General features: G+C 54.6%; 24 protein-coding genes. 15 read left to right on the forward strand and 9 right to left on the reverse strand.

Going from position 1 to position 23846, the window contains the following annotated elements:
• The first annotated feature begins 74 nt into the window (after nt 1-74).
• A complete protein-coding gene (locus tag Z948_RS0108050; RefSeq protein ID WP_025059056.1) occupies nt 75-686 on the forward strand; it encodes a L,D-transpeptidase in 612 nt (203 codons plus the stop codon).
• Nucleotides 687-832: 146 nt separating this feature from the next.
• A complete protein-coding gene (locus Z948_RS0108055) occupies nt 833-1012 on the forward strand; it encodes a hypothetical protein (protein WP_025059057.1) in 180 nt (59 codons plus the stop codon).
• 95 nt (nt 1013-1107) lie between these two features.
• Here the strand turns inward: Z948_RS0108055 and hemH are convergent, their stop codons facing one another.
• Both hemH and Z948_RS0108065 read right to left on the reverse strand, forming a co-directional pair.
• The gene (gene hemH, locus Z948_RS0108060) at nt 1108-2151 is read right to left on the reverse strand and encodes a ferrochelatase (protein WP_025059058.1); all 1044 of its coding nucleotides are present in this window, start codon (nt 2149-2151) and stop codon (nt 1108-1110) included.
• Nucleotides 2152-2202: 51 nt separating this feature from the next.
• Nucleotides 2203-3003: a methyltransferase domain-containing protein gene (locus Z948_RS0108065; protein ID WP_245604562.1), complete on the reverse strand. Its 801-nt coding sequence runs from the start codon at nt 3001-3003 to the stop codon at nt 2203-2205.
• Nucleotides 3004-3062: 59 nt separating this feature from the next.
• Between Z948_RS0108065 and Z948_RS0108070 the strand changes: the two genes are divergently transcribed.
• The 4 genes from Z948_RS0108070 to Z948_RS0108085 are packed head-to-tail and all read left to right on the forward strand — an operon-like array spanning nt 3063 to nt 5315.
• Nucleotides 3063-3761: a ComF family protein gene (locus tag Z948_RS0108070; protein ID WP_174416573.1), complete on the forward strand. Its 699-nt coding sequence runs from the start codon at nt 3063-3065 to the stop codon at nt 3759-3761.
• Between the two features lie 35 nt (nt 3762-3796).
• Nucleotides 3797-4054: a glutaredoxin 3 gene (gene grxC, locus Z948_RS0108075; RefSeq protein ID WP_025059061.1), complete on the forward strand. Its 258-nt coding sequence runs from the start codon at nt 3797-3799 to the stop codon at nt 4052-4054.
• Entirely contained in the window at nt 4051-4884 is an 834-nt protein-coding gene (locus tag Z948_RS0108080; RefSeq protein ID WP_025059062.1) for a carbon-nitrogen hydrolase family protein, read from the forward strand. Before grxC ends, Z948_RS0108080 begins: the two co-directional genes overlap by 4 nt.
• The gene (locus tag Z948_RS0108085; protein ID WP_025059063.1) at nt 4881-5315 is read left to right on the forward strand and encodes a MarR family winged helix-turn-helix transcriptional regulator; all 435 of its coding nucleotides are present in this window, start codon (nt 4881-4883) and stop codon (nt 5313-5315) included. Before Z948_RS0108080 ends, Z948_RS0108085 begins: the two co-directional genes overlap by 4 nt.
• Here the strand turns inward: Z948_RS0108085 and ubiG are convergent.
• On the reverse strand, nt 5312-6061 hold the full coding sequence (gene ubiG, locus Z948_RS0108090; protein ID WP_025059064.1) for a bifunctional 2-polyprenyl-6-hydroxyphenol methylase/3-demethylubiquinol 3-O-methyltransferase UbiG: 750 nt from the start codon (nt 6059-6061) through the stop codon (nt 5312-5314). The two genes, Z948_RS0108085 and ubiG, sit on opposite strands and share 4 nt — an antisense overlap.
• A gap of 49 nt (nt 6062-6110) precedes the next feature.
• Between ubiG and pip the strand changes: the two genes are divergently transcribed.
• The 6 genes from pip (at nt 6111) to infB (ending at nt 13358) form a co-directional block, all read left to right on the forward strand.
• Nucleotides 6111-7082 (forward strand): prolyl aminopeptidase, encoded by a 972-nt coding sequence (pip, locus tag Z948_RS0108095; RefSeq protein ID WP_025059065.1) that lies wholly within the window; start codon nt 6111-6113, stop codon nt 7080-7082.
• Complete coding sequence (locus tag Z948_RS0108100; protein WP_025059066.1) at nt 7079-7909, forward strand: ABC transporter substrate-binding protein; 831 nt, start codon at nt 7079-7081, stop codon at nt 7907-7909. Before pip ends, Z948_RS0108100 begins: the two co-directional genes overlap by 4 nt.
• A 122-nt stretch (nt 7910-8031) precedes the next feature.
• The gene (rimP, locus tag Z948_RS0108105) at nt 8032-8610 is read left to right on the forward strand and encodes a ribosome maturation factor RimP (protein WP_025059067.1); all 579 of its coding nucleotides are present in this window, start codon (nt 8032-8034) and stop codon (nt 8608-8610) included.
• Nucleotides 8610-10232, forward strand: coding sequence for a transcription termination factor NusA (nusA, locus tag Z948_RS0108110; protein ID WP_025059068.1), 1623 nt, complete (start codon nt 8610-8612; stop codon nt 10230-10232). The genes rimP and nusA overlap by 1 nt, the downstream gene beginning before the upstream one ends.
• 24 nt (nt 10233-10256) lie before the next feature.
• Nucleotides 10257-10877, forward strand: coding sequence for an RNA-binding protein (locus tag Z948_RS0108115; RefSeq protein ID WP_025059069.1), 621 nt, complete (start codon nt 10257-10259; stop codon nt 10875-10877).
• A 9-nt stretch (nt 10878-10886) separates the two neighbouring features.
• Complete coding sequence (gene infB, locus Z948_RS0108120) at nt 10887-13358, forward strand: translation initiation factor IF-2 (protein ID WP_025059070.1); 2472 nt, start codon at nt 10887-10889, stop codon at nt 13356-13358.
• Nucleotides 13359-13432: 74 nt separating this feature from the next.
• On the opposite strand, the gene Z948_RS19265 is transcribed toward infB, so the two are convergent.
• The 4 genes from Z948_RS19265 to Z948_RS0108135 form a co-directional block, all read right to left on the reverse strand.
• Nucleotides 13433-13564, reverse strand: a complete 132-nt coding sequence (locus Z948_RS19265; RefSeq protein ID WP_255209597.1) for a hypothetical protein — start codon at nt 13562-13564, stop codon at nt 13433-13435.
• 118 nt (nt 13565-13682) lie between these two features.
• Nucleotides 13683-14081, reverse strand: coding sequence for an 8-oxo-dGTP diphosphatase MutT (mutT, locus tag Z948_RS0108125; protein WP_025059071.1), 399 nt, complete (start codon nt 14079-14081; stop codon nt 13683-13685).
• Nucleotides 14078-15304 carry a bifunctional glutamate N-acetyltransferase/amino-acid acetyltransferase ArgJ gene (argJ, locus tag Z948_RS0108130; protein WP_025059072.1) on the reverse strand — a complete coding sequence of 409 codons (1227 nt, stop codon included), beginning with the start codon at nt 15302-15304 and terminating at the stop codon, nt 14078-14080. Before argJ ends, mutT begins: the two co-directional genes overlap by 4 nt.
• Nucleotides 15305-15312: 8 nt before the next feature.
• Nucleotides 15313-16167 (reverse strand): peptidylprolyl isomerase, encoded by an 855-nt coding sequence (locus tag Z948_RS0108135; RefSeq protein WP_025059073.1) that lies wholly within the window; start codon nt 16165-16167, stop codon nt 15313-15315.
• 176 nt (nt 16168-16343) lie between these two features.
• On the opposite strand from Z948_RS0108135, the gene secA reads away from it, so the two are divergent.
• The 3 genes from secA to Z948_RS0108150 all read left to right on the forward strand — a co-directional run bounded on the left by secA (nt 16344) and on the right by Z948_RS0108150 (nt 21736).
• The gene (gene secA / locus Z948_RS0108140) at nt 16344-19034 is read left to right on the forward strand and encodes a preprotein translocase subunit SecA (protein ID WP_025059074.1); all 2691 of its coding nucleotides are present in this window, start codon (nt 16344-16346) and stop codon (nt 19032-19034) included.
• 132 nt (nt 19035-19166) lie between these two features.
• A complete protein-coding gene (locus Z948_RS0108145) occupies nt 19167-20150 on the forward strand; it encodes a hypothetical protein (RefSeq protein WP_245604563.1) in 984 nt (327 codons plus the stop codon).
• 17 nt (nt 20151-20167) lie between these two features.
• Nucleotides 20168-21736, forward strand: coding sequence for a substrate-binding domain-containing protein (locus Z948_RS0108150; RefSeq protein WP_025059076.1), 1569 nt, complete (start codon nt 20168-20170; stop codon nt 21734-21736).
• On the opposite strand, the gene radC is transcribed toward Z948_RS0108150, so the two are convergent.
• Both radC and dnaJ read right to left on the reverse strand, forming a co-directional pair.
• Nucleotides 21733-22482 (reverse strand): RadC family protein, encoded by a 750-nt coding sequence (gene radC / locus Z948_RS0108155; RefSeq protein WP_025059077.1) that lies wholly within the window; start codon nt 22480-22482, stop codon nt 21733-21735. The genes Z948_RS0108150 and radC overlap by 4 nt on opposite strands.
• A 190-nt stretch (nt 22483-22672) precedes the next feature.
• The gene (gene dnaJ, locus Z948_RS0108160; RefSeq protein ID WP_025059078.1) at nt 22673-23836 is read right to left on the reverse strand and encodes a molecular chaperone DnaJ; all 1164 of its coding nucleotides are present in this window, start codon (nt 23834-23836) and stop codon (nt 22673-22675) included.
• Between the last annotated feature and the right edge of the window lie 10 nt (nt 23837-23846).

Raw genomic sequence — 23846 nt, forward strand, 5'->3', positions numbered from 1 at the left:
CGCGGGTTTGATTTGAAAACGTGTCTTTGGCGCAATATATGGACAACATAACGTTTTTTAGCTGGAGACATGAAATGTCTAACCAAAAGTTCAAGATGAATACCCGCCGCGGGTTTCTTGCAGGAAGTGCTGCGATGCTGGCAGCACCGGCGATTGCGCAATCCACCACCGGCGTAAACGGTCAAGCCACAACTGAAACCGAGCGTGACATCACCGAAGTGGTGCGTCGCAATATTTCTAGCTTCCGAACGCTAGATTGGCAGCCGTATTTTAACAACACAAAGAACGGCGCGATCCTTGTCGATATCGACAGCCGTGCGGTTCACTACTGGTCCGAAGACCAGACGACCTACAAGCTATACCCGTCCAGCGTTCCGCTGACCCAAGAGTTGACGCGCCGTGGTCGGACAGAAATCATCCGCAAAGTCGAAGGCCCAAGCTGGCGCCCGACACCGTCTATGCTAGAGCGTAATCCCGAGTGGCCAAAGTTCATCGGGCCAGGCCCTGAGAACCCCTTGGGGACACATGCATTGTACCTGTCTTGGACGTATTACCGTATTCACGGAACCCACGATACGCGCAAAATCGGGCGCCGTTCATCCAACGGTTGTATCGGTCTCTACAATGAGCATATCGCGGAATTATTTGCCCAAGCGAAAGTTGGCACTCAAGTGTTGCTAATTTGACGACAGTCACTCGATTGTCATGAATAAAAGGTGAAAGTTTGTTCCAATTTTCGAATAGATGCTATTTACGGAACATCACGAGGTAAGTCTTAAGGCGCGTTTCATGCTGAGAATCGTGGCGTGCCATCTTCTGGAGGTTATTTACTATGAAAAAACTCGTTCTCGCAGCCGCACTTGCAGCAGCAGCTACTTCCGCTTCCGCGGGCTCCCTTGCGGACCCAATCATCGAAGCACCAGTAATCATCGAAGAAGCATCCAGCTCTTCTTCCGGCGTTCTGGTTCCAGTACTGCTTTTGGTTCTGGTTGCAGCAGCTTTGGCTGACTAATTTTCAGTCTATGACTGGAATGAAAAAAGGCGGCGCATTGCGCCGCCTTTTTTATTTGTCTGCTCGGTTTGGCAACTTGTCTTGCGTGGGCAGGATCAAACCCAACCCAACAGGTTTTCACGAATGACATTGCATAGCGCAGCGATATGCGCGTCATCATCATTCAGGCATGGGATATAGGTGAATGTCTCACCGCCAGCCTCTTCAAAGCTTTCGAAAATCTCTTCGTTGATTTCCTCAAGCGTCTCGATGCAATCGGCGGAAAACGCAGGTGCGCAGACGGCGATGTTCTTTTTGCCCTGCTCGGCCAGTCGCGCGACCTCTTCAACCGTATAGGGCTGAAGCCATTCCTCTGGTCCAAATTTGGATTGAAAGGTTGTTTTGATGTCAGTGTCTTCCCAGCCCAACCGCTCTTTCAAAAGGCGCGTCGTTTTCTGACACTGGCAGTGATACGGATCCCCTTCGGTCAAATACCGCTGTGGCAGGCCGTGATAGGAGCACACCAAAATATCCGGACGGGTTTCAAGCTCGGCGTATTTCGCTTCGATAGATTGGGCAAGCGCCTCGATATAGTCGGGGCGATCAAAATAGGGTTGCACCGTTCGGCTGGCTGGTTGCCATTTTTCCTTGCTCAACGCCTCAAAGAATTTGTCACATGCCGTGGCAGAGGTGGCGCCAGCGTATTGAGGGTATAGCGGGAAAAAGAGGATTTTGTCGCAACCTGCGGCAACCATTTCCTGTACTTTGCTTTGCGTCGAGGGGTTGCCATAGCGCATGCAGAAATCAACCATGACGTCTTCGCCATAGGTCTTTTCCATCTCGGTAGTGATTTTAGCTGTTTGCGCTTTGGTAATGGTGAGAAGGGGGCTTTCGCCTTCCTCTTCGTTCCAGATTGATTTGTAGGCCGCGCCAGATGCAAAGGGGCGCTTGGTAAGGATTACCAGCTGCAAAAGCGGCTGCCAGAACCAAGGCGAATAATCCACGACCCGCTGATCGGATAAAAACTCGCTTAGATAGCGGCGCATTGACCAATAGTCATAGTTGTCAGGTGTCCCCAAGTTGGCAAGTAATATGCCGATTTTCGGGCGAGGCATCTTTGGATGATCTGCTGCGGCGTGAACGGGGCATGTTGCGGTCATGGTGCTATCCTGCTTGATGTGCTCTTTGACATAGTTGGTTTCTACGCTGGGTCAATCGTGCAACGGCTTTTCTGGAGTGCCGAGGGCATCGGCCAGTCGCTGTTGTGCTGATCCTGGTCTTAGGGGCTGTGGTTGTGAGGCATCCGGCGCCCAACCTGTTAAGACCTGTAATTCAAAGCTGGCTTTTAGGCGGCCGGAAGGGGCTGAAAAATGCTGGGCATATAGCTCTTGTGCCTTGTTGAAAACGGCGCGGCTGGTCGGTTTGCGAAGGCGCGCATTGAGGGCGTTTGTTTCCCCCATGGCGCGCAGATCATGCATCAGGTGCCAAATATCGCGATACTCAACAGTAAGGGTGGCAGTGTCTGCAACTGGCAGCGCGAAACCGGCCCGCTGAAGTAACCCACCCAAATCGCGTAGCTCGGGCATTGGTGCGATGCGCGGGGAAAGGCCACCCGTTACGGCGATTTCTGCTTCGCCCAGCGCGCGGCGTAATTCTTGTAGGGTATCACCGCCAAAGCTGATGGCGATGAACAGGCCATCGGGCCTTAACGCGCGGCGACATTGGATCAACTGCCCTACAGGGTCATTCGCCCAATGAAGGCCCATCATATGGGCAACCAAATCCTGCGAATGCGCTTCGAGATCTAGCGTTTCAGCATCAGTTGTAACCGTGGCGTCGGGGTATTCATTGGCCCAAAACTCGGGGAACCCAGTAACAACGGCCTGATCTGTAAATGATTTGTTAACCATGAGCAGACGATCCTGTAGCTCATCAGCCGCTGCTTTGTGCAAAAACAATCCATCTGTGGTCGCACGGGCGCGGCGGGTGTTCAGCGTATTAATGTCTGTCATGGGCGTTGTCATGAAAGGTACATAAGCTGGTGTTGGCGCAACTTCAAACAGCAGTATCGATGATCTATCCCCCGCGCTGCACAACATGTGGCGATTTGGTAGAAAGTGATTTCGGCCTTTGCGGTCCTTGTTGGCGCGAAACCGCGTTTTTGGGTGGGGCGATTTGTGATGCCTGCGGTGTTCCGCTGACCTCTGGTGGCAAGGATGGGGTGTTTCATTGCGATACTTGTATGCAGGATCCGCCGCCTTGGGTTCAGGGGCGTGCTGCGGTGATTTATCGCGGCAACGGTAGGAAACTGGTTCTGGCGTTAAAGCATGGTGACAGGCAGGAATTGGCGCGGCCAGCTGGTGTCTGGATGGCCAATATGGTGCGCAATTTGGTATCCAAGGACACATTGGTTGTGCCTGTGCCGCTGCATTGGTCGCGATTATTGCGCCGCCGCTATAACCAATCTGCGCTTTTGGGCGCAGAGGTGGCGAAAAACCTCGGCGTTTCCTTTTGCCCCGATGCCTTGCTGCGCCGCGTTCGAACGCCTTCGTTGGAGGGGCTGAGCCACGAGGCGCGGATGGTGGCATTGGAAAAGGCGATCACCCCCCACCCCAAAAGAGGGCACCGTCTGGATGGTAAGCCGATCCTTTTGGTCGACGATGTGATGACATCTGGCGCAACGCTAAAGGCCTGCACAAATGCCTGTTTTGACGCGGGTTCTGGGCCTGTTCGCATCCTGACACTAGCAAGAGCGGTAAAAGAAGCTTAAATCCTTGTTCAACCAATGTTGAAAAGGACGAGACTATGAAGCCTGTCGAAATCTATACCTCCCCTCTTTGCGGGTTTTGCCATGCCGCGAAACGTTTATTGAACCAAAAGGGTGTCAGCTTTTCCGAGGTGGACGTTCTGGCCAATCCTGACCGCAAGTCAGAGATGATCCAACGTGCAAACGGTGGCCGTACGGTTCCGCAGATTTTTATCGGCGAAATCCACGTTGGCGGTAACGATGATCTGCAAGCGCTGGAACGTGCGGGCAAGCTTGACGCGTTGTTGGCAGCATGAAGGCGGCCATCCTTCAGCTGAACGTAACGGATGATCCGGCGGGCAATCTGATCTCGACCCGCGCGATGCTGAAGGATGCGGCCAATCAGGGGGCCGAGTTTGTTCTCACCCCAGAGGTGAGCAATTGCATTTCGACCAGCCGCAGCCACCAAGACAGCGTTCTTTATTTTGAAGAAGACGATCCAACACTTGCTGCTTTGCGCCTTGATGCAAAACAGCTGGGCGTTTGGCTTTTGATTGGGTCGCTTGGGCTCAAGACGGGGGATGATGACGGGCGCTTTGCCAACCGATCATTCCTGATTGACCCTAAGGGTGAGATCGTCGCGCGTTATGACAAGATTCACATGTTCGACGTGCAGGTAACGCCGACCGAAACATGGAAAGAATCAGCCGCCTATCGCCCTGGTGATCGGGCTGTTATGGCGCGCACGCCGTTTGCAAATATCGGCATGGCAATCTGTTATGATGTGCGTTTCCCCGAACTGTTTCAGGCATTGGTCGAAGCAGGCGCGCAGATCCTAACCGTCCCTGCGGCGTTTTCTCCGGTTACAGGTGCGGCGCATTGGCATACTCTGCTACGGGCAAGGGCGATTGAAACGGGTTGTTTTGTGATCGCGCCTGCGCAAACTGGCACCCACGCGAGCGAACAGCACAAGACGCGTGATACCTACGGGCATTCGCTGGTTGTTGCCCCTTGGGGTGAGGTTATTCTAGACGCAGGAACTGCGGCTGGCGTTTATGAGTTTGAGTTGGATTTGGCGCTTATCAATGAGGCGCGCGCCAAGGTCCCGAGTATGAGTCACAAGCGCCCCTTTAAAAGGCCGGAATGAGCGAAGATTCCAATACCCTTGCAATTATGCTGTTCAGCGAGATTCTGGGGACAGACCAGATTTTGCGGAGCAGGCTTAGCAAGGTGCTGCCCAAGGGGATGGAGATTTCTCATTTCTCTGTATTGAACCACCTTGCGTGGCGCGAAACAGAACGCTCTCCTGCGCAACTGGCCGAGACATTTCACGTCACCCGTGGCGCGATGACCAATACTTTGAACAAGCTAGAGTGGGCTGGCTATGTTCACATTCGCCCCGATTGGGATGATGCGCGGCGTAAAATGGTCACGATCAGCCCCGCAGGCCGTCAGGCGCGTGAAACCGCACTCAGCTCAATTGCGCCGATGATTACAAATGTTGTTGAGCAGCTCGGCGAAGACAAAGCGCGCGCCGCGCTCCCCATTTTGAGAGAGCTGCGCACGCAGTTAGGTTAGGTTTTGGGTTTCAGGCTGGCCGTGACGTAGTTCACGCTTAGATCTTTTGCCGACAGGCTCCAGCTCCAAAGAATGGGGTTAAAGACGAAACCCTTGCGGTCAACGGGTTCTAATCCAGCGTCTTCCAGCAATTTGTACAATTCGTCTGGCGTGATGAATTTGGACCATTCATGTGTGCCTTTCGGCAGCCAGCGCATCACGTGTTCCGCGCCGATAATCGCAACAAAATAGGATTTAGGATTGCGGTTGATGGTTGAACAAATATGCAGCCCGCCGGGTTTCAGCAGCTGACGACACGCGGTGAGATAGCTGATGGGCGAGGCGACATGTTCGACCACCTCCATGTTCATCACAACATCAAATTGTTCACCCGCTTCGGCCAATGCTTCGGCGGTGGTGTGGCGATAGTCGATGTTCAGATCGGATTGTTCGGCGTGGATTTTTGCAACAGGGATATTTCCCGCCGCCGCATCCGCGCCAACAACAGTAGCCCCTAGGCGCGCCATAGGTTCGGAAAGCAATCCACCGCCGCAGCCGATGTCCAAAATACGCAAACCCTTAAAGGGTTCAGGCGCAGACAGGTCGCGATCAAACTCGCCCGCGATTTGCGAGGTGATATAGTCCAACCGGCACGGGTTAAGCATGTGCAACGGTTTGAATTTACCCTCGGTATCCCACCACTCGGCGGCCATTGCTTCAAATTTAGCAACTTCTTCGGGGTCTACCGTGTTTTGATGCGCTTGCATTTTGGCGCTCCTGTATTCAATGTCTGCTTTCGTACTATATAGGCTCGTAATGGATAAGACCCCTGATCAAAAGCGCGCAGTGCAATATCTGTATCCGCCAATCGACCCGTTCGATCGGCGCATGCTTGCTGTGGGGCAGGGCCATAACATCTATGTAGAGCAATGCGGCAACCCCAATGGCATTCCTGTCGTTGTTTTACACGGTGGTCCGGGTGGTGGGTGCAGCCCCTCCATGCGGCGATATTTCGATCCGGCAAAGTATCGCGTGATTCTTTTTGATCAGCGCGGCTGTGGCCGATCAACGCCTTTTGCTTCGGTGACGGACAATACGACGTGGCATCTGGTCGAAGATATCGAACTGATTCGCGAAACGCTGGGGATTGCGCAGTGGGTGGTCTTTGGCGGCAGCTGGGGTGCGACTCTTTCGCTGATCTATGCGCAGACGCATCCGGCAGCCGTGCGCAATCTGGTGTTGCGTGGCGTTTTCCTGATGACCCAGTCTGAGCTGGATTGGTTTTATGGTGGCGGCGCTGGCAAATTCTGGCCCGAGGTCTGGGAGAAATTTACAGCCCTCATTCCCGAGGATGAACAAGGCGATTATATAGAGGCCTATCATCGAAGATTGTTCTGCGATGACCGGATGGTTCAAACCCGATATGCACGGGCATGGTCCGGTTGGGAAAATGCGCTGGCCTCTGTTCAGTCGACGGGTCAGATGATTGATGGTCCGGGCGAGTATGCGCGCGCCTTTGCGCGGCTCGAGAACCACTATTTCATCAACAACGGCTTTCTTGAGTATGACGGCCAGATTTTGGCGCAGATGGATCGCATCGCGCATATTCCTGGCGTCATTGTGCAGGGCCGATACGATATGATCTGCCCACCAGAAAGCGCCTATTCAATCGCCAAGGCGTGGCCGAAATCTGAGCTGCGGATGGTGCGCAACGCGGGCCATGCCCTAAGCGAGCCGGGGATCAGCGCTGAGCTGGTCCGCGCCATGGATCAGATTGCATCGCTATGACCCGTAAACCCCTAGATCGTCGTGCATTATTTGCCAGCGGTGCTGCTGCCGCCCTTCTCGCCGCAGCAGGGGTGAGCGCAGGACCACTTCCGCAACGCGGAGGCAAGTTGCGCCTCGCCCTGTCTGGTGCCTCACGCAGCGATGATTGGCTGCGGGGTGATGGATTGTTCATGCAGATCGCGCGGGTCGGGCTGGTTTTCGAAACCCTCACCGAAGTGGCCGCAGACGGCACTTTGCGCGGTGAACTGGCTGTTGACTGGCGCAGTTCGGAAGATGCGCGGGTTTGGACCTTTGATTTACGCCCCGATGTGCAGTTTCACGATGGAGCACCCCTCACCGCAGATGATGTTGTCTTTAGCTTGGATGCGCTGGGCGCGGTTGAGGCCGTCACCGCGAACCAAGTGAAGATCACTTTGGATAGACCCGATGCGGCGCTGCCATTTGCGCTGGGCAAAGTTGGATATGTCATTCGCCCCCGTCACAACCTGCAGGGCGGTGTGGGGACGGGTATGTACCGCGTTCGCCATTTTGCAGCAGGTCAGCAGCTATTGGCAGAACGGGTTGAGGACCATTGGAAAGACGGACAGGCGGGTTGGTTCGACAGTGTCGAACTTGTCTCTATTCCCTCATCCGAGGTGCGCAGCCAAGCTGTGGCTGAATATCTGGTGGATGGCGCAGACATCGCTGATGGGCGTGCTTTGCGCGGGTTTGAGGATATCGCGCTGTTTGACGGGCATGCTGTATCGCGCAGCATTGCCATGCCATCGGCCCTTGGGCGCGGCCTGTTTGATGATCTGCGCGCACCCCTGCGGTGGTGGGGGGCTTGATGTTTAGCGCTTGCGCGCGTATATGAGCGATAACAGCGGCGCGCTCGGGTCCAAACCAAGCGCCCACCGAACCTCTGATACGGGCCGCGCGCCCGTTTTTTTGTGCCTGAAGGCAAGTGAATATGAACAACGATTTGATCGCAAAAGCAGCCATGGATCGTCGCCTCGCCGAGATCATCACCCCTGTCATCGAAGATATGGGATATGAATTGGTGCGCCTACGTTTGATGTCTGGCAAGACATCCATCCTACAGGTGATGGCAGATAAACCCGATGGCGGCATCGAAGTCGATGACTGCGCCCAAATCAGCACCGCAGTTGGTGCCGTATTGGATGTGGAAGACCCCATCGTTGATGAATACGCGCTAGAAGTGTCCAGCCCGGGCATTGACCGCCCGCTAACGCGGCTGAAAGATTTCGCGAATTTCGAAGGCTATGAAGCCAAAATCGAAACCGAAGAACTAATCGACGGCCGCCGCCGCTTTAAGGGTGAGCTGGCAGGCGTTGAAGGCGACGAGGTGCTGATCAACATCGACGTAGGCACCGTAGGCCTAAAGTTTGATTGGCTAACCGATGCCAAACTGGTCCTGACGGACGAGCTGATTACAGAAATGCTACGCCAGCGAAAAGCGTCTGGTGTGATTGACGAAACCCAATTCGATGAACTGCAGACCGACGAGTCTGATGAGGGAGAGACCTAATGGCCATTACATCCGCAAACCAGCTAGAGCTTTTGCAAACGGCAGAAGCGGTAGCACGTGAAAAGATGATCGATCCGGCGCTGGTGATCGAAGCGATGGAAGAATCGCTCGCGCGCGCGGCCAAGTCCCGCTATGGCGCCGAGATGGACATCCGCGTGGTGATCGACCGCAAAACAGGTCGCGCGACATTCACACGTGTTCGGACAGTTGTTGCGGATGAAGAGCTGGAAAACTATCAGGCCGAATTTACGGTAGAACAAGCCAAGCAATATATGGCTAATCCCGAAATCGGTCAGGAATTCATCGAAGAAGTTCCACCAGTAGAAATGGGTCGCATCGCGGCTCAATCCGCCAAACAGGTGATCCTGCAAAAGGTTCGCGAAGCCGAGCGTGATCGCCAGTACGAAGAATTCAAAGACCGTGCAGGCACCATCATCAATGGTCTGGTCAAGCGCGAAGAATACGGCAACGTCATCGTTGATGTAGGCGCTGGCGAAGCGATCCTGCGTCGCAACGAAAAGATCGGCCGCGAATCCTATCGCCCGAATGACCGCATTCGTGTCTACATCAAGGACGTGCGCCGCGAGCAGCGCGGCCCGCAGATTTTCCTTTCCCGTACAGCGCCAGAATTCATGGCCGAGCTGTTCAAAATGGAAGTGCCGGAAATCTATGACGGCATCATCGAAATCAAAGCCGTTGCCCGTGATCCAGGATCGCGTGCAAAGATCGCCGTTATCAGCTATGATGGTTCTATCGACCCTGTTGGTGCCTGTGTTGGTATGAGGGGTAGCCGTGTTCAGGCCGTTGTAAACGAGCTGCAGGGCGAAAAGATCGACATCATTCCATGGAACGATGATCAGCCAACGTTCCTAGTGAATGCCTTGCAGCCAGCGGAAGTGTCCAAGGTTGTTTTGGACGAAGAAGCAGGTAAAATCGAAGTTGTTGTTCCCGAAGAGCAGCTGTCTTTGGCGATTGGTCGCCGTGGTCAAAACGTACGTCTGGCCAGCCAGCTGACAGCTTTGGATATCGACATCATGACCGAAGAGCAGGAAAGCGCGCGCCGTCAGGCCGAGTTTGAACTGCGTACCAAACTGTTCATGGATAACCTTGATCTGGACGAATTCTTCGCCCAGCTTCTGGTGTCCGAAGGCTTCACTAACCTCGAAGAGGTTGCATATGTCGAAGTTGACGAACTGCTGGTCATCGACGGTGTTGACGAAGCAACCGCAGGCGAACTTCAGGCGCGTGCCCGTGACGTTCTTGAGGCGCAAAACAAAGCGGCTCTTGATGCGGCCCGTGCATTGGGTGCCGAGGATAGCCTGATTGAATTTGACGGCCTGACACCCCAAATGGTGGAAGCGCTGGCAAAAGACGACGTCAAAACGCTCGAAGATTTCGCAACCTGTGCGGATTGGGAGCTGGCTGGCGGCTGGACGACAGTAAATGGTGAGCGGATCAAGGATGATGGTGTTCTAGAACCCTTCGACATGAGCCTTGAAGAAGCACAGCAGATGATTATGACAGCGCGCGTTTTGCTGGGTTGGGTTGATCCAACCGAATTAGAGCCAGACGCAGTTGAAGAAGAATTTGACGCTGAAACAGACGAGGAAGCCGAGGCCTGATCGTAGGTCTCGGGGAGAGCCAGCATGGGACGCGGAGGCGCATCCAAGGACCGCGAAAGCGGCGCAGAACGCAAGTGTCTTGCCACGGGTGAGGTACAGCCAAAGTATCGTTTGATCCGCTTTGTTGTGGGGCCAGACGGTCAGGTTGTGCCAGATATCCTAGGCAAGTTGCCTGCGCGTGGCATGTGGGTTTCCGCCGATCGCGCCGCGATCGCGCTGGCGGCAAAGAAAGGGTTGTTTTCGCGTGGTGCGAAACAGCCGGTAAAGACACCGGATGATCTGGTGGAAGAAGTTGAAAAGCAATTGGCGCGCCGTGTGGTGGACCTGATTTCAATGCAACGCAAAGCGGGTAAAGCCGTGGCAGGGTATGAAAAGGTCAAAGGCTGGTTGCAAACAGAAGAGGCGCTGGTGCTGATCCAAGCTGTGGACGGATCGGGACGCGGCAAATCAAAACTAAGCACGCCGCACTACGGGCACTATATCGGGTGCCTTACTGCGGATGAATTGGGTTTGGCATTCGGACGTCAAACTGTGATACATGGGGCGCTTGCCTCTGGTGGACTCACTCTACGTGTTGTAGAGGAGGCTCACAGATTGAATGGCGTGCGCAAAAACGAGGCTGGCAACGGCCAGCCGAAAGGATAGACGAGCTAGATGAGCGATAGTGACGGTAGAAAAACATTGGGCCTTGGTGGCTCTCGCCCCAGCAACGTAAAGCAAAGCTTTAGCCACGGGCGTACCAAGAATGTCGTGGTTGAGACCAAGCGCAAGCGCGTTGTGGTTCCCAAACCTGGTGGTCAAAAGCAAACTGGCCCTGGTGCTGGTCCTGTTGGCGACCCTTCCAAACGTCCTGCGGGTATCACTGATTCCGAGATGGAGCGTCGTTTGAAGGCTGTTCAGGCCGCAAAAGCACGTGAAGTCGAAGAGGCAGCCGCCCGCGCAGCCGAAGAAAAGGCCCGCGCAGAAGAGCGTGAACGCCGCCGCGCCGAGATCGAAGCAAAAGAAGCTGCCGATCGCGCCCGCGAGGAAAGCCTGAAAGCGAAAGCCGAAGAAGAGGCGCGCGCCAAGCGTGAAGCCGAAGCTGCTGCAAAAGCGGCAGCCGCTGCTCCGGCACCTGCGCCTGCTCAGGCCCGCACACCAAACAAACCCGCGCCCGCCGCGACCCCTCGCAAGTCCGAGCGTGATCGCGAAGAGACGAACAAAAAGAACCGCCAGTCTGATGACCGTCGTTCCGGTAAACTGACCGTAAACCAAGCGCTGCGTGGCGGCGAAGGTGGCCGTCAGCGTTCCATGGCTCAGATGAAGCGCAAGCAAGAGCGCGCGCGTCAAAAGGCAATGGGCGGCTCGGTTGAGCGTGAAAAGGTTGTACGTGAAGTGCAGCTGCCACCAGCAATCGTTGTGTCTGAATTGGCCGCACGTATGGCCGAGAAAACCGGCGCTGTTGTTAAGGCGCTGATGACCAACGGCATGATGGTTACGCAAAACGAAACGATTGATGCAGACACCGCAGAGCTGATCATCGAAGAGTTCGGCCACAAGGTTGTGCGCGTTTCCGATGCTGACGTTGAAGACGTGATCAACATCATCGAAGACGACGAGGCCGATCTGCAAGGTCGCCCACCGGTCATCACGATCATGGGTCACGTTGACCACGGTAAAACATCCCTATTGGATGCGATCCGCAATGCAAAAGTTGTCGCTGGCGAAGCAGGCGGGATCACGCAGCACATCGGTGCCTATCAGGTGACAACCGATAACGGCGCTGTGCTGTCCTTCCTTGATACACCGGGCCACGCGGCGTTTACCTCCATGCGTTCCCGTGGTGCTCAGGTAACGGATATTGTTGTTTTGGTTGTTGCGGCGGATGACGCTGTGATGCCTCAGACAATCGAAGCGATTGCGCACGCCAAGGCGGCGCAGGTGCCGATGATTGTTGCGATCAACAAAATCGATAAACCCGCGGCTGACGCTGACAAAGTGCGTGCCGCTTTGCTGCAGCACGAAGTCATTGTCGAGAAAATGTCTGGCGACGTTCAGGACGTTGAAGTTTCTGCCATTACCGGTCAGGGCCTTGATGAACTGCTCGAAGCGATCGCCCTTCAGGCCGAGATCCTTGAGCTGAAAGCGAACCCAGATCGTGCCGCCGTTGGCGCCGTGATCGAGGCGCAGCTTGACGTTGGTCGCGGCCCTGTTGCCACGGTTCTGGTTCAGAACGGTACATTGCGTCAGGGTGATATCTTTGTTGTGGGTGAGCAGTACGGTAAAGTCCGTGCCCTGATCGACGACCAAGGTAACCGCGTCAAAGAAGCTGGCCCATCCGTACCGGTTGAGGTTCTGGGCCTGAACGGCACACCAGAAGCAGGTGACGTTCTGAACGTGACCGAAACCGAAGCACAGGCGCGTGAAATCGCCGAATACCGTGCAAATGCTGCGAAAGACAAACGCGCAGCAGCCGGTGCTGCGACGACGCTGGAACAGCTGATGGCGAATGCCAAAGCGGACGAAGACGTTTCTGAATTGCCGATCTTGGTCAAGGCAGACGTTCAAGGTTCTGCCGAAGCGATTGTTCAGGCGATGGAGAAAATCGGCAACGATGAGGTCCGCGTTCGGGTTCTACACTCGGGTGTTGGTGCGATCACCGAGACAGACGTTGGTCTGGCCGAAGCGTCTAACGCGCCGATCATGGGCTTTAACGTCCGTGCAAACGCATCCGCACGTAACACCGCAAACCAAAAAGGTGTCGAGATCCGCTATTACTCGGTCATCTACGATCTGGTTGACGATGTAAAAGCAGCGGCATCTGGCCTGCTCAGCAACGAGATCAAAGAAAACTTCATTGGCTACGCAAGCATCAAAGAAGTGTTCAAGGTTACTGGCGTTGGCAAAGTTGCAGGTTGTTTGGTGACCGAAGGTGTTGCACGTCGTTCCGCAGGTGTTCGCCTGCTACGCGACAACGTGGTGATCCACGAAGGCACGCTCAAGACGCTCAAACGTTTCAAGGACGAGGTCCCAGAGGTCCAGTCTGGTCAGGAATGTGGTATGGCCTTCGAAAACTACGAAGATATTCGCCCAGACGATGTCATCGAGATTTTCACACGCGAAGAAGTCGCCCGCACGCTGAGCTAAGCCTGCACATACAGAAATTAAAAAGGGGACGGTGCAAAACACCGTCCCCTTTTTGTTTTCGCTTTTTGTCGCGATTATTTCTTCTTTACCGGCACGCCCGAATAAACAGTGTCGTTCACTTGTACCGCGATGCGGCCATCAGGCATTGATCGGACAAAAGTACCTTGGATAGAGATCGCGCTCCCCAATGTTATAGTACGCAGCATATCAATCCTCCCCAGAATTAAGCTGCGCCTAGACTACTAATTATTGTTCACAAATCTACTACAATTTTGAAATAAACGCTGAGATTAGAGGCGAAACCCATGACAAATGGTTCTGATCTTATAACCAGTCCCGCAAAACCGCGATCAGGGGGATATCTGCAGCGGGCATCGGATAATCCCGCATTTCATTCGGTTTGACCCATTTCAAAACCTGCCCCTCACGAGGCTGCGGTGTCCCTTCCCATTTTCGACAGGCGAAAAGAGGCATCATGAGGTGGAAATCCTCATAGGAATGGCTGGCAAAAGTAAGTGGCGCAAGGCATGACGCCCAAGTGTCGATGCCCAGCTCTTCCTTCAATTCACGGATCAGCGCAGCCTCAGGCGTTTCGCCTGTTTCGATTTTACCGCCTGGAAACTCCCACAGCCCCGCCATGGATTTCCCCTCGGGGCGTTGGGCCAGTAAAACGCGGCCATCAACGTCAATCAGGGCCACGGCCGATACAAGAACCATCTTCATGATCGGTAATCAGCATTGATGGTGATGTAGCCATGGGTCAGATCACAGGTCCAAACAGTGGCGCGGCCTGTGCCGATGCCAATATCGACCCCAATCGCGATTTCGTCCTTTTTCATCTGCGCGGCTGCGGCCTCTTCGGAATAATCCTCGCTACGCCAGCCATCTTTGGCCACTTCGACATCGCCAAAGCGAATGCTGAGCCGATCACGATCGGCCGCGGCTCCAGATTTCCCAACGGCCATGACGATCCGGCCCCAGTTCGGGTCTTCGCCAGCAACGGCGGTTTTCACCAAGGGTGAATTTGCAATCGCCAGCCCATGAACCTTTGCATCTGCATCGGATGCGGCGCCAGTTACGGTGATTTCAACAAACTTCGTTGCGCCTTCGCCATCGCGGACGACCTGATGCGCCAGATCTTGCATGACATCGCGAAGGGCAGCGGCAAAGGCCTCATTGCCGTTTACGTCCACACCGCTGGCACCCGTTGCCGCGACGATCAGGCTGTCAGAGGTCGAGGTATCACTGTCTACCGTGATGCAGTTAAACGTCTTGTTGTTGCTGTCTGAAACCAAACCCTGTAAAGCGGTTTGGTCAATTTTTGCATCGGTAAAGATATAGACCAACATCGTAGCCATATCAGGCGCAATCATCCCTGAACCCTTTGCAATCCCAGCAATAGAGACCGATTGCCCGTTCACATCCACTGTGGCTGATGCGCCTTTGGGGAAGGTATCGGTTGTCATGATCGCTTGGGCTGCGTCGGCAATGTTGTCGGGTGATGTCGTCGCCGCCAAGGTTTCCAGCGACGCGGTGATACGATCGTGCGGCAACGGTTCTCCGATGACGCCCGTGGACGAGGTAAAGACCCGCGCCTGATCAATACCGCAAACCGAAGCAACGGAGGATGTGATCGCCTCTACCGAGGCGGTGCCGTGTTTGCCTGTAAACGCATTTGCATTGCCCGAATTGACAAGGATCGCCGCCCCCCCATCCGATGTCCCACCCAGTTTTTCCTGACAGTCCAATACAGGGGCAGCACGTGTCGCAGACCGCGTAAACGCGCCTGCAATCACAGTGCCTGCTGCCAGAGTAGCCAGCATAACATCGCTACGCCCCTGATATTTGACCCCTGCCGCAATGGTTGCGAATTGGACGCCCTGAATCACAGGCAGGGTAGGAAACTTGGCCGGAGCCAAAGGAGAAACGGCGGTGATCTGTGCCATGGTTGGGCTTACTCCAGCACTTCAAGTTGCTTGAGAACACTAGGGTTAACACCCTCTGCGCCGCTGCGGTCTACTTTGGCGATGGCGGTGACCTCTTCAATCGTGGCTTGCGCGCGGATTTGACGAATTTGCAGTTCGATTTCTTCGCGAACTTCCTCCAGAGGCGGCGCCTCTTGAACGCGGGTCTCGTTCAGCTTGATGACGTGCCAGCCGAATTGGGTTTTGACAGGGTCGGAAATGGCATCAACGTCCATTTCAATTACAGCGGCTTCAAATTCAGGCACCATCGCGCCTTTGCCAAACCACCCTAGCTGGCCACCATTCGGGCCAGAAGGGCCCGTTGATTTTTCACGCGCTACTGCTTCAAATTCTGCACCTTCAGCGAGTTCCTTTTGAACAGCGATTGCTTCCTCTTCGGTTTCGACAAGGATGTGGGACGCGTTGAATTCCGGTACTTTGTCAGCGCTGCCATAATCGGCCTCATAGGCTGCAAGCACTTCGGCTTCGTCCAGCGGAGCTTCCATGATGCCGTTGATGGCTTCGCCTGCGGTCAAAGAACGGCGTTCGTTTTCCAGCTGTAGTTCCACACGCTTTGGCAGCTCGCCGGTGAATTTTTGCTGAAGAGCGGTTTGCTGGATCAGCTGATCAAGGATCCCCTGAAACAGAACATCATCGGGCAATCCTTTGTATTGGTCCGGCAGGCTGGCCCAAGCAACGATCATGTGACCAACTGTGATTTCAGTGTCACCAACGGTTGCCACCACAACAGATGGGTCTGCAACGGCGGTCTCTTGCGCGCTTACGGGCAGGGCAAGTGTTGCAGCAAATGCCAAAGAGGCGAGAAAAGTGAGGGGTTTTTGCATGGATCGTCCTATCATTCCGGCGCGATTGGTCCGGTTACATTGACACGCTACATGGTGGCCCTTACATCGCAAATGGGCGCGGCTTCGTGCCACCATTCTCTCTTTCTATTTATGGACTGGGGGATTGCGGGGCAAGCCGAACGCGTAGAACAATTTAAACTTCGGCTGGAGATCGCATGCTGGGACTTGGAAAAATCGCCAAAAAGGTTTTTGGCACACCAAATGATCGCAAGATCAAAGCGGTCCGTCCAATTGTTGAAAAGATTAATGCATTAGAGCCAGAGTTTGAAAAACTCAGCGATGAGGCGATTAAAGACAAAACAGAAGAGCTGGCAACCCGCGCCATGAAAGGCGAGAGCCTTGATGCGCTATTGCCCGAAGCCTTTGCAAACTGCCGCGAAGGTGCGCGCCGCACGTTGGGCCTGCGCGCATTTGACACGCAGCTGATGGGCGCGATTTTCCTGCACCAAGGTAACGTAGCCGAGCAAAAAACAGGTGAGGGTAAAACCCTGACCGCGACCTTTGCGGCCTACCTGAACGCGCTGACCCATAAGGGTGTGCACATCGTTACGGTGAACGAATATCTGGTGAAACGTGACGCGGAATGGATGGGCAAGGTGTTTGCCTCTCTTGGTCTCACCACAGGCTATATCGTTCCGAACATGCCCGACGATCTAAAACGTCACGCATATGAATGCGATATCACCTATGCCACCAACAACGAGTTGGGCTTTGACTATCTGCGCGATAACATGAAGGCCGAGCTAAGCGAGATTTACCAGAAAGAGCATAACTTTGCCATCGTGGATGAAGTTGACAGCATTCTGATTGATGAGGCGCGCACACCTCTGGTTATCTCTGGTCCATCTGATGACCGCTCTGACATGTATCAGACGATTGACGGTGTGATCCCATCGCTGGTGCCAGAACATTATGAGCTGGATGAAAAGACCCGCAATGTGACCTTTACCGATGAGGGCATCGAGTTCCTCGAAGAGCAATTGCGCGCCCGCGAACTGCTGGAAGAAGGGTTCACCCTCTACGATCCCGAAAGCACATCAATTGTTCACCACGTCAACCAAGGTTTGCGTGCGCATAAGCTGTTTGAAAAAGACAAAGATTATATCGTTCGCAACAACGAAGTCGTGCTGATCGACGAATTCACAGGCCGTATGATGGCGGGCCGCCGTTTGGGGGATGGCCTGCATCAGGCGATCGAAGCCAAAGAAGGCGTGGATATCAAACCAGAGAACATCACGCTCGCTTCGGTGACGTTCCAGAACTATTTCCGCCTGTACAACAAACTGGGCGGCATGACGGGTACGGCCCTGACCGAAGCTGACGAATTCATGGAGATCTATGGATTGGGCGTGGTCGAAGTCCCCACAAACGTTCCGGTTTCGCGCGTTGACGAAGACGATGCAGTTTACCGTACAGCGGCAGAAAAATACGCGGCGATGATCGAAAAGGTCAAAGAAGCCCACGCCAAAGGCCAGCCTTGTCTGGTGGGTACGACATCGATTGAAAAGTCTGAAATGCTCAGCAAAATGCTGGACGGCGAAGGCATCAAACACAATGTCCTAAACGCCCGCCTGCATGAACAAGAGGCGCAAATTGTTGGTGACGCGGGTAAACTGGGTGCGGTGACAATCGCCACCAACATGGCGGGCCGTGGTACCGATATTCAGCTGGGCGGCAATGTCGAACTGAAGGTACAAGAGGCCCTATCGGCTGACCCCGAAGCAGACCCAATCGCGATCCGCGCAAAGATCGAAGCAGAGCATGCCGACGAGAAAAAGCAGGTTCTTGAATCCGGTGGCCTGTATGTTCTGGCGTCCGAGCGCCACGAAAGCCGCCGTATTGATAACCAGCTGCGCGGCCGTTCGGGCCGTCAGGGTGACCCTGGCCGCTCTTCGTTCTTCCTGTCGTTGGAAGACGATTTGATGCGCATCTTTGGCTCTGAGCGTCTGGAAAAAGTTCTGACGTCGCTGGGCCTTAAAGAAGGCGAGGCGATCATCCACCCTTGGGTCAACAAATCGCTTGAGCGTGCACAGGGCAAGGTCGAAGGCCGTAACTTTGACATTCGCAAGCAGCTGCTGAAATTCGACGACGTGATGAATGAACAGCGTAAGGTTATCTTTGGCCAGCGCCGTGACATCATGGAATCTCAGGATCTGCATGAAATCACCGAAGACATGCGCCATCAGGTGATTGATGATCTGGTTGATCAATATATGCCGCGTAACACCTATGCTGACCAATGGGATACGCAGGGGTTTTACGCCGCTGTTATCGAACAGCTTGGCGTTGATGTGCCTGTTATTGCGTGGTGTGAAGAAGACGGCGTTGACGACGACATCGTTCGCGAACGCCTGATCGAAGCCACCGACAAGCTGATGGAGGGCAAGGCAGAACGCTTTGGCCCCGAGAACATGCGCAACATCGAAAAGCACTTTTTGTTGCAGACGATTGATGCCAAATGGCGCGAGCACCTTCTCACGCTAGAGCATTTGCGTTCGGTTGTTGGGTTCCGTGGCTACGCGCAACGTGATCCGCTGAACGAATATAAAAATGAATCATTCCAGCTGTTTGAGGGGATGCTTGATAGCTTGCGTTCGGACGTCACCCAGCGTCTTTCGCGGGTTGAGCCAGCCAGCGAAGAAGAGCAGCAGCGCATGATGCAGCAGATGTTGGAACAAGAACAAGCTGCGGCAGCCGCCGCTGATCTGACTGTAAATACAGCCGAAGCAGCAGCGGAAGGGTTTGATGAAAACGATCCGTCGACTTGGGGCAATCCAGGTCGAAATGATCTGTGCCCCTGTGGATCAGGGAAAAAGTTCAAACATTGCCACGGCGAACTGACATAGATTTCTCGTCTTAGAATCGTCACAATAACACTACAGGGTCGCCCCATTGCGGCCCTGTTTTCAGTTGAAAGATGGTCTCGACCCAATCCGTAACAAGGGAACGAGATGATGCGCTACCGCAAAGAGATACTAATGGCTGCCGGAACACTAAGCTGTGCCGTTGGCATTGGCTTTTTCATGCAGCAGTCCGCGACGACGGCTCCTTCCTCGCAGTACCAAGGCGCCACTCTAGCCAATGCTGATGCTGCTGTTTTGGATGTTGAAGAAATCGTCCTGACATCCGCTGAATTTGCGGATGATTTCGTTAAACCACAAAAAGAAGAGCCAGTCTCTTTTGCGCCAGAGCAAGAAATGGCAGCGCCAGCTTTGGATGACCTTCCCTCTGGTGTCGTTGCGGGCACCGTTGATGCGGAAAAACCGGCAATGGAAGACACCGCCGAGATGATCTGTGAAATCACCGCAAATGCGCGCCCAGTCGCAGCGGCAATGGTTAACCTGACAGTTGATGCCGCCTGCCTCCCGAATGAGCGCGTGACCGTGCATCACAGCGGGTTGCTGTTTAACCAGCTGACAGATGAAAACGGTGCCTTTGATATCACCGTCCCTTCCATGTCCATCGACGCGACATTTGTTGTGGCTTTCAACAATGGCGAAGGTGCCGTTGCGCAGGCTGTTGTGGATGAATTGGCGGATTACAATCGTGTCGCAGTACAGTGGAAAGGCGATACAGGTTTCCAACTTCACGCCCGTGAAAACGGTGCGGATTACGGTGATGAAGGCCATGTATGGTCTGGCGCGGCGCGAGATATGTCTTTTGCGGTGACGGGGCAGGGTGGCTTTATCGCGCTGCTTGGCGATCCAGAAGTGGCCGATGGTCTTGTGGCCGAGGTCTATACCTTCCCTAGCGATCAGGCCGATAAAGTGGACCTGAGCGTTGAAACTGAAGTCGCAAAAGCAAACTGCGGCTTGGAGATCGAAGCACAAACCTTGCAAACAAACAGTGGCAACGATATCACATCACGTGATTTGACGCTGTCAGTTCCAGACTGTGACGCCGCTGGGAACTTTCTTGTGTTGAATAATTTGTTCGAAGACCTGAAAGTTGCGTCTAACTAACGCAACCTCGAGGTCACATGACTAATGCGATATGTGCGGCGTTTTTCGCCGCGCTTTTCCTTTTTGGAACTACCGTATCTGCCCTCGCGCAGGACATCACGCTTACCTCTCGTGATAGCAAAATTGAGCTGAGCGGCACCCTGTTGGGATTCGACGGCGAATTTTATCGCGTCCAAACAGAATATGGCGAGCTGACTGTTGATGGGTCTGGTGTGTTGTGCAGCGGGCCTGCCTGCCCGAACCTGCAGGACTTTGTCGCCGAGCTACAGATATCGGGTGCTCCTACTTTGGGGGCGGTTGTGATGCCTGCCCTTATCGAGGCTTTTGCGCGCAAGAATAACTATGTAACCGAACGGGTAGAGGGCGAAGACTCGACGACCTTTACCTATCTGATCCGCCGCGAAAGCGACAAGAAACTGGCCGCGCGGTTTTTCTTTCGTGTGACAAACACGGATGAAGGATTTGCCGATCTATTGGCTGACGAAGCGGACATTGTGATGTCCCTCAGAGAGATCAGGCCAGAGGAGCGAAAACGCGCACGCGAAGCTGGCCTTGGGGATATGACAGGCATCAACCGTAGCCGCGTTTTGGCGTTGGATGCGATTGTTCCTGTTGTTTCTGGCAGCAATCCTATTCAAGGGATCTCACCGGCGAATTTGGCGCTGGTGCTAGCAGGGCAAATTACAAATTGGCAGGCGCTAGGTGGCCCTGATGTTCCGATTGATTTGCATTTACCTGGTGATGCCTCGGGGCTGGGGCAGGCGATTGTGGACCAATTGCTACAACCCGCAAACCTTAGCAAATTCTCGGGCCAAGCAACCCACCATGCGGCGCCATGGGACCTTTCCCAAGCGGTGGCTGCGGATACATTTGCCTTGGGCGTTACCAGCTACGCAGACCGCGGCGATACGCAGCCGTTGATGTTGACGGGGTCTTGCGGGTTTTCCATGCAGGCCTCGCGCCGCGCAATCAAAACCGAAGATTACCCGCTGACAGCACCGATGTTCTTGTATTTTCCAGCGCGCCGTTTGCCGCGTTTAGCGCGTGAATTTTTGGCGTTCACGCGGGGGCCAGCGGCGCAGATTGTTATTCGGCGATCAGGGTTTGTGGATCAGACGCCAGAGGAAATAGCTGTTGAGCAGCAGGGAAACCGTTTTGCAAATGCAATTGCAAAGGCAGGCACAGAAATAACATTGGGTGAACTACAGCGGATGACCGCGACGCTGACGCCTATGGCGCGGCTTAGCACGTCGTTTCGGTTTGAGGCCGGATCTATCCGATTGGATGCACAATCGCGTTCAAACGTGCAGCAATTGGCGCGCGCGCTGGAAGTTGGCCAGTATGATGCAAGGCGCCTGTTATTCGTTGGGTTCAGTGATGGTGAAGGCCCGTCAGAGGCCAACCGAGACATCGCGCTGCGCCGTGCCGATGCGGTGCGCCGCGCCGTGAGCGAAGCGGCCGTCGCGGCCAATTTGGGGCGTGTTGAGCTGGGCGTTGATGCGTTTGGCGAAGCAATGCCCATGGCTTGCGATGAAAGCTCGTGGGGGCGCCGCGCAAACCGCCGCGTCGAGGTTTGGGTCCGCTAAAGATACCCTTCGGACCGAAAGCTGAGTTCCTGTGATTTTCCGATGATGAGATGGTCGTGCAGCGTAATCCCAAGCGCGTCACAAGCCGCGTTAACGCGGTTTGTCATGTCGATGTCTGATTGCGAAGGTGTTGGATCACCCGACGGGTGATTATGCACTAAAATCAAGGCAGAAGCATTTAACTCCAAGGCGCGTTTGGCCACTTCTCTGGGGTAGACGGGGACGTGATCGACGGTGCCTTTGGCCTGTTCCTCATCCCCGATCAGAACGTTTTTTCGATCTAGATATAGCACCCGAAATTGTTCTGTTTCGCGGTGGGCCATCGTGGTGTGGCAGTAATCCAGCAGGGCATCCCAGCTGGATAAAACCTGCGTTTGTATGATTTTCGAACGGGCCATGCGGTGGGCTGCTGCCTCGATAATTTTCAACTCAATAACGACTGCATCCCCAACGCCAGAAATGTCGCGCAGCCGTGCTTCGGACGCGGTGATGACGCGGTTGAAATCGCCAAAACGCTCCATCAGCGCGTTGGCGAGGGGTTTTACATCGCGCCGTGGAATTGCGCGAAAGAGGATCAGTTCCAGCAGTTCATATTCCGGCATTGCCGCCGCACCGCCAGCCATAAATCGGGCACGAAGCCGTTGCCGGTGGTCTTTGATATAGGAGGGTTGTTTGCCGCTCACGGGTTGCGCGGTAGGGGCCTCATCCGTGAAAAATGGGAGGGATTGTTCGTGGAAGCTGGTCATAGGGTCAGCTTGTCTGGTGTTGGTTAGGGAATAGTTAATGAGGCCGAGAATTAACTGGAAATTAGGAGTCACACATTGTGCACCGCGCGTACACCGCAGGTGCATACAGGGCGGCAGAGGGGCAAATGCAAAAATGGCGCGATGATCAAATCAACGCGCCATTCGTTAGTTTCCGTCTTTCAGAACGGCGTCAGCCCTTCATGGATTCCCAGAAGGATTTCACAGAGGAAAAGAAGCTGCTGCTTTCTGGGTTGTTCTCTTCCGAGAGCTCATCAAATTCGCGCAGGATTTCTTTTTGACGTGCTGTGAGGTTCACAGGAGTCTCGACAGCCAGTTCGATGATCATGTCACCCGTTGCGCCACCGCGAAGGTGCGGCATGCCTTTGCCACGCAAACGCATTTGGCGGCCAGATTGGCTGCCTGCGGGGACCTGTACACGGCCGCGGCCACCATCGATGGTCGGAACCTCGATGCTGCCACCTAGAGCGGCGTTGCTCATGGTCACAGGGACACGGCAGAACAGGTTGGGGCCATCACGTTCGAATAGCTCGTGCTCTTCCACCTCGATAAAGATGTAAAGATCACCAGACGGACCGCCGCGCATGCCTGCTTCGCCTTCGCCAGCAAGGCGAATGCGTGTGCCTGTTTCAACACCCGCAGGGATGTTCACAGAAAGCGAGCGGTCTTTTTCCACACGCCCTGCACCATGGCAAACCTTACAAGGGTTTTTGATGATTTGGCCTAGGCCATTACAGGTGGGGCAGGTGCGCTCAACCGTAAAGAAACCTTGCTGCGCGCGTACTTTGCCCATGCCCGAACAGGTGGGGCAGGTTGTAGGTTCGGCGCCGCCTTCGGCGCCTGTTCCTTTACAGGAATCACAGCCGACCGAGGTTGGGACGTTGATCGATTTTTGCAGACCCGAAAACGCATCCTCAAGAGAGACACGCAGGTTAAAGCGCAGATCAGATCCGCGCGCTGCACGGCGGCCACCGCCGCCTTGTTGGCCACGCCCGCCCATGAAATCGCCGAACAAATCGTCGAAAACATCGGAGAAAGCAGAGGAGAAATCCCCCTGACCGCCGCCAAAGCCACCGCCCGGACGACCACCGCCGCCGCCGCCCATGCCGCCTTCAAATGCTGCATGACCATAGCGATCATATGCAGCTTTTTTGTCGGCATCTTTGAGCACTTCATAAGCCTCGTTGGCTTCTTTGAACTTGCCTTCGGCCTCGGGTTTGTCTGCGTTGCGATCTGGATGGTACTCTTTCGCTTTTTTGCGATAGCCCTTTTTGATTTCATCGGCGGAGGCGCCTTTGGCGACTCCGAGAACATCGTAATAATCACGTTTTGACATCAGTAGTACC

The organism is Sulfitobacter donghicola DSW-25 = KCTC 12864 = JCM 14565 (assembly GCF_000622405.1).
Taxonomy (GTDB): Bacteria; Pseudomonadota; Alphaproteobacteria; order Rhodobacterales; family Rhodobacteraceae; genus Sulfitobacter; species Sulfitobacter donghicola.

Bases quoted from the DNA above. Each gene is read 5' to 3' on its own strand.
- Z948_RS0108050 (WP_025059056.1), top strand. From the start codon at position 75: ATGTCTAACCAAAAGTTCAAGATGAATACCCGCCGCGGGTTTCTTGCA.
- Z948_RS0108055 (WP_025059057.1), top strand. From the start codon at position 833: ATGAAAAAACTCGTTCTCGCAGCCGCACTTGCAGCAGCAGCTACTTCC.
- hemH (WP_025059058.1), bottom strand. From the start codon at position 2,151: ATGACCGCAACATGCCCCGTTCACGCCGCAGCAGATCATCCAAAGATG.
- Z948_RS0108065 (WP_245604562.1), bottom strand. From the start codon at position 3,003: ATGACAGACATTAATACGCTGAACACCCGCCGCGCCCGTGCGACCACA.
- Z948_RS0108070 (WP_174416573.1), top strand. From the start codon at position 3,063: ATGATCTATCCCCCGCGCTGCACAACATGTGGCGATTTGGTAGAAAGT.
- grxC (WP_025059061.1), top strand. From the start codon at position 3,797: ATGAAGCCTGTCGAAATCTATACCTCCCCTCTTTGCGGGTTTTGCCAT.
- Z948_RS0108080 (WP_025059062.1), top strand. From the start codon at position 4,051: ATGAAGGCGGCCATCCTTCAGCTGAACGTAACGGATGATCCGGCGGGC.
- Z948_RS0108085 (WP_025059063.1), top strand. From the start codon at position 4,881: ATGAGCGAAGATTCCAATACCCTTGCAATTATGCTGTTCAGCGAGATT.
- ubiG (WP_025059064.1), bottom strand. From the start codon at position 6,061: ATGCAAGCGCATCAAAACACGGTAGACCCCGAAGAAGTTGCTAAATTT.
- pip (WP_025059065.1), top strand. From the start codon at position 6,111: ATGGATAAGACCCCTGATCAAAAGCGCGCAGTGCAATATCTGTATCCG.
- Z948_RS0108100 (WP_025059066.1), top strand. From the start codon at position 7,079: ATGACCCGTAAACCCCTAGATCGTCGTGCATTATTTGCCAGCGGTGCT.
- rimP (WP_025059067.1), top strand. From the start codon at position 8,032: ATGAACAACGATTTGATCGCAAAAGCAGCCATGGATCGTCGCCTCGCC.
- nusA (WP_025059068.1), top strand. From the start codon at position 8,610: ATGGCCATTACATCCGCAAACCAGCTAGAGCTTTTGCAAACGGCAGAA.
- Z948_RS0108115 (WP_025059069.1), top strand. From the start codon at position 10,257: ATGGGACGCGGAGGCGCATCCAAGGACCGCGAAAGCGGCGCAGAACGC.
- infB (WP_025059070.1), top strand. From the start codon at position 10,887: ATGAGCGATAGTGACGGTAGAAAAACATTGGGCCTTGGTGGCTCTCGC.
- Z948_RS19265 (WP_255209597.1), bottom strand. From the start codon at position 13,564: ATGCTGCGTACTATAACATTGGGGAGCGCGATCTCTATCCAAGGTACT.
- mutT (WP_025059071.1), bottom strand. From the start codon at position 14,081: ATGAAGATGGTTCTTGTATCGGCCGTGGCCCTGATTGACGTTGATGGC.
- argJ (WP_025059072.1), bottom strand. From the start codon at position 15,304: ATGGCACAGATCACCGCCGTTTCTCCTTTGGCTCCGGCCAAGTTTCCT.
- Z948_RS0108135 (WP_025059073.1), bottom strand. From the start codon at position 16,167: ATGCAAAAACCCCTCACTTTTCTCGCCTCTTTGGCATTTGCTGCAACA.
- secA (WP_025059074.1), top strand. From the start codon at position 16,344: ATGCTGGGACTTGGAAAAATCGCCAAAAAGGTTTTTGGCACACCAAAT.
- Z948_RS0108145 (WP_245604563.1), top strand. From the start codon at position 19,167: ATGGCTGCCGGAACACTAAGCTGTGCCGTTGGCATTGGCTTTTTCATG.
- Z948_RS0108150 (WP_025059076.1), top strand. From the start codon at position 20,168: ATGACTAATGCGATATGTGCGGCGTTTTTCGCCGCGCTTTTCCTTTTT.
- radC (WP_025059077.1), bottom strand. From the start codon at position 22,482: ATGACCAGCTTCCACGAACAATCCCTCCCATTTTTCACGGATGAGGCC.
- dnaJ (WP_025059078.1), bottom strand. From the start codon at position 23,836: ATGTCAAAACGTGATTATTACGATGTTCTCGGAGTCGCCAAAGGCGCC.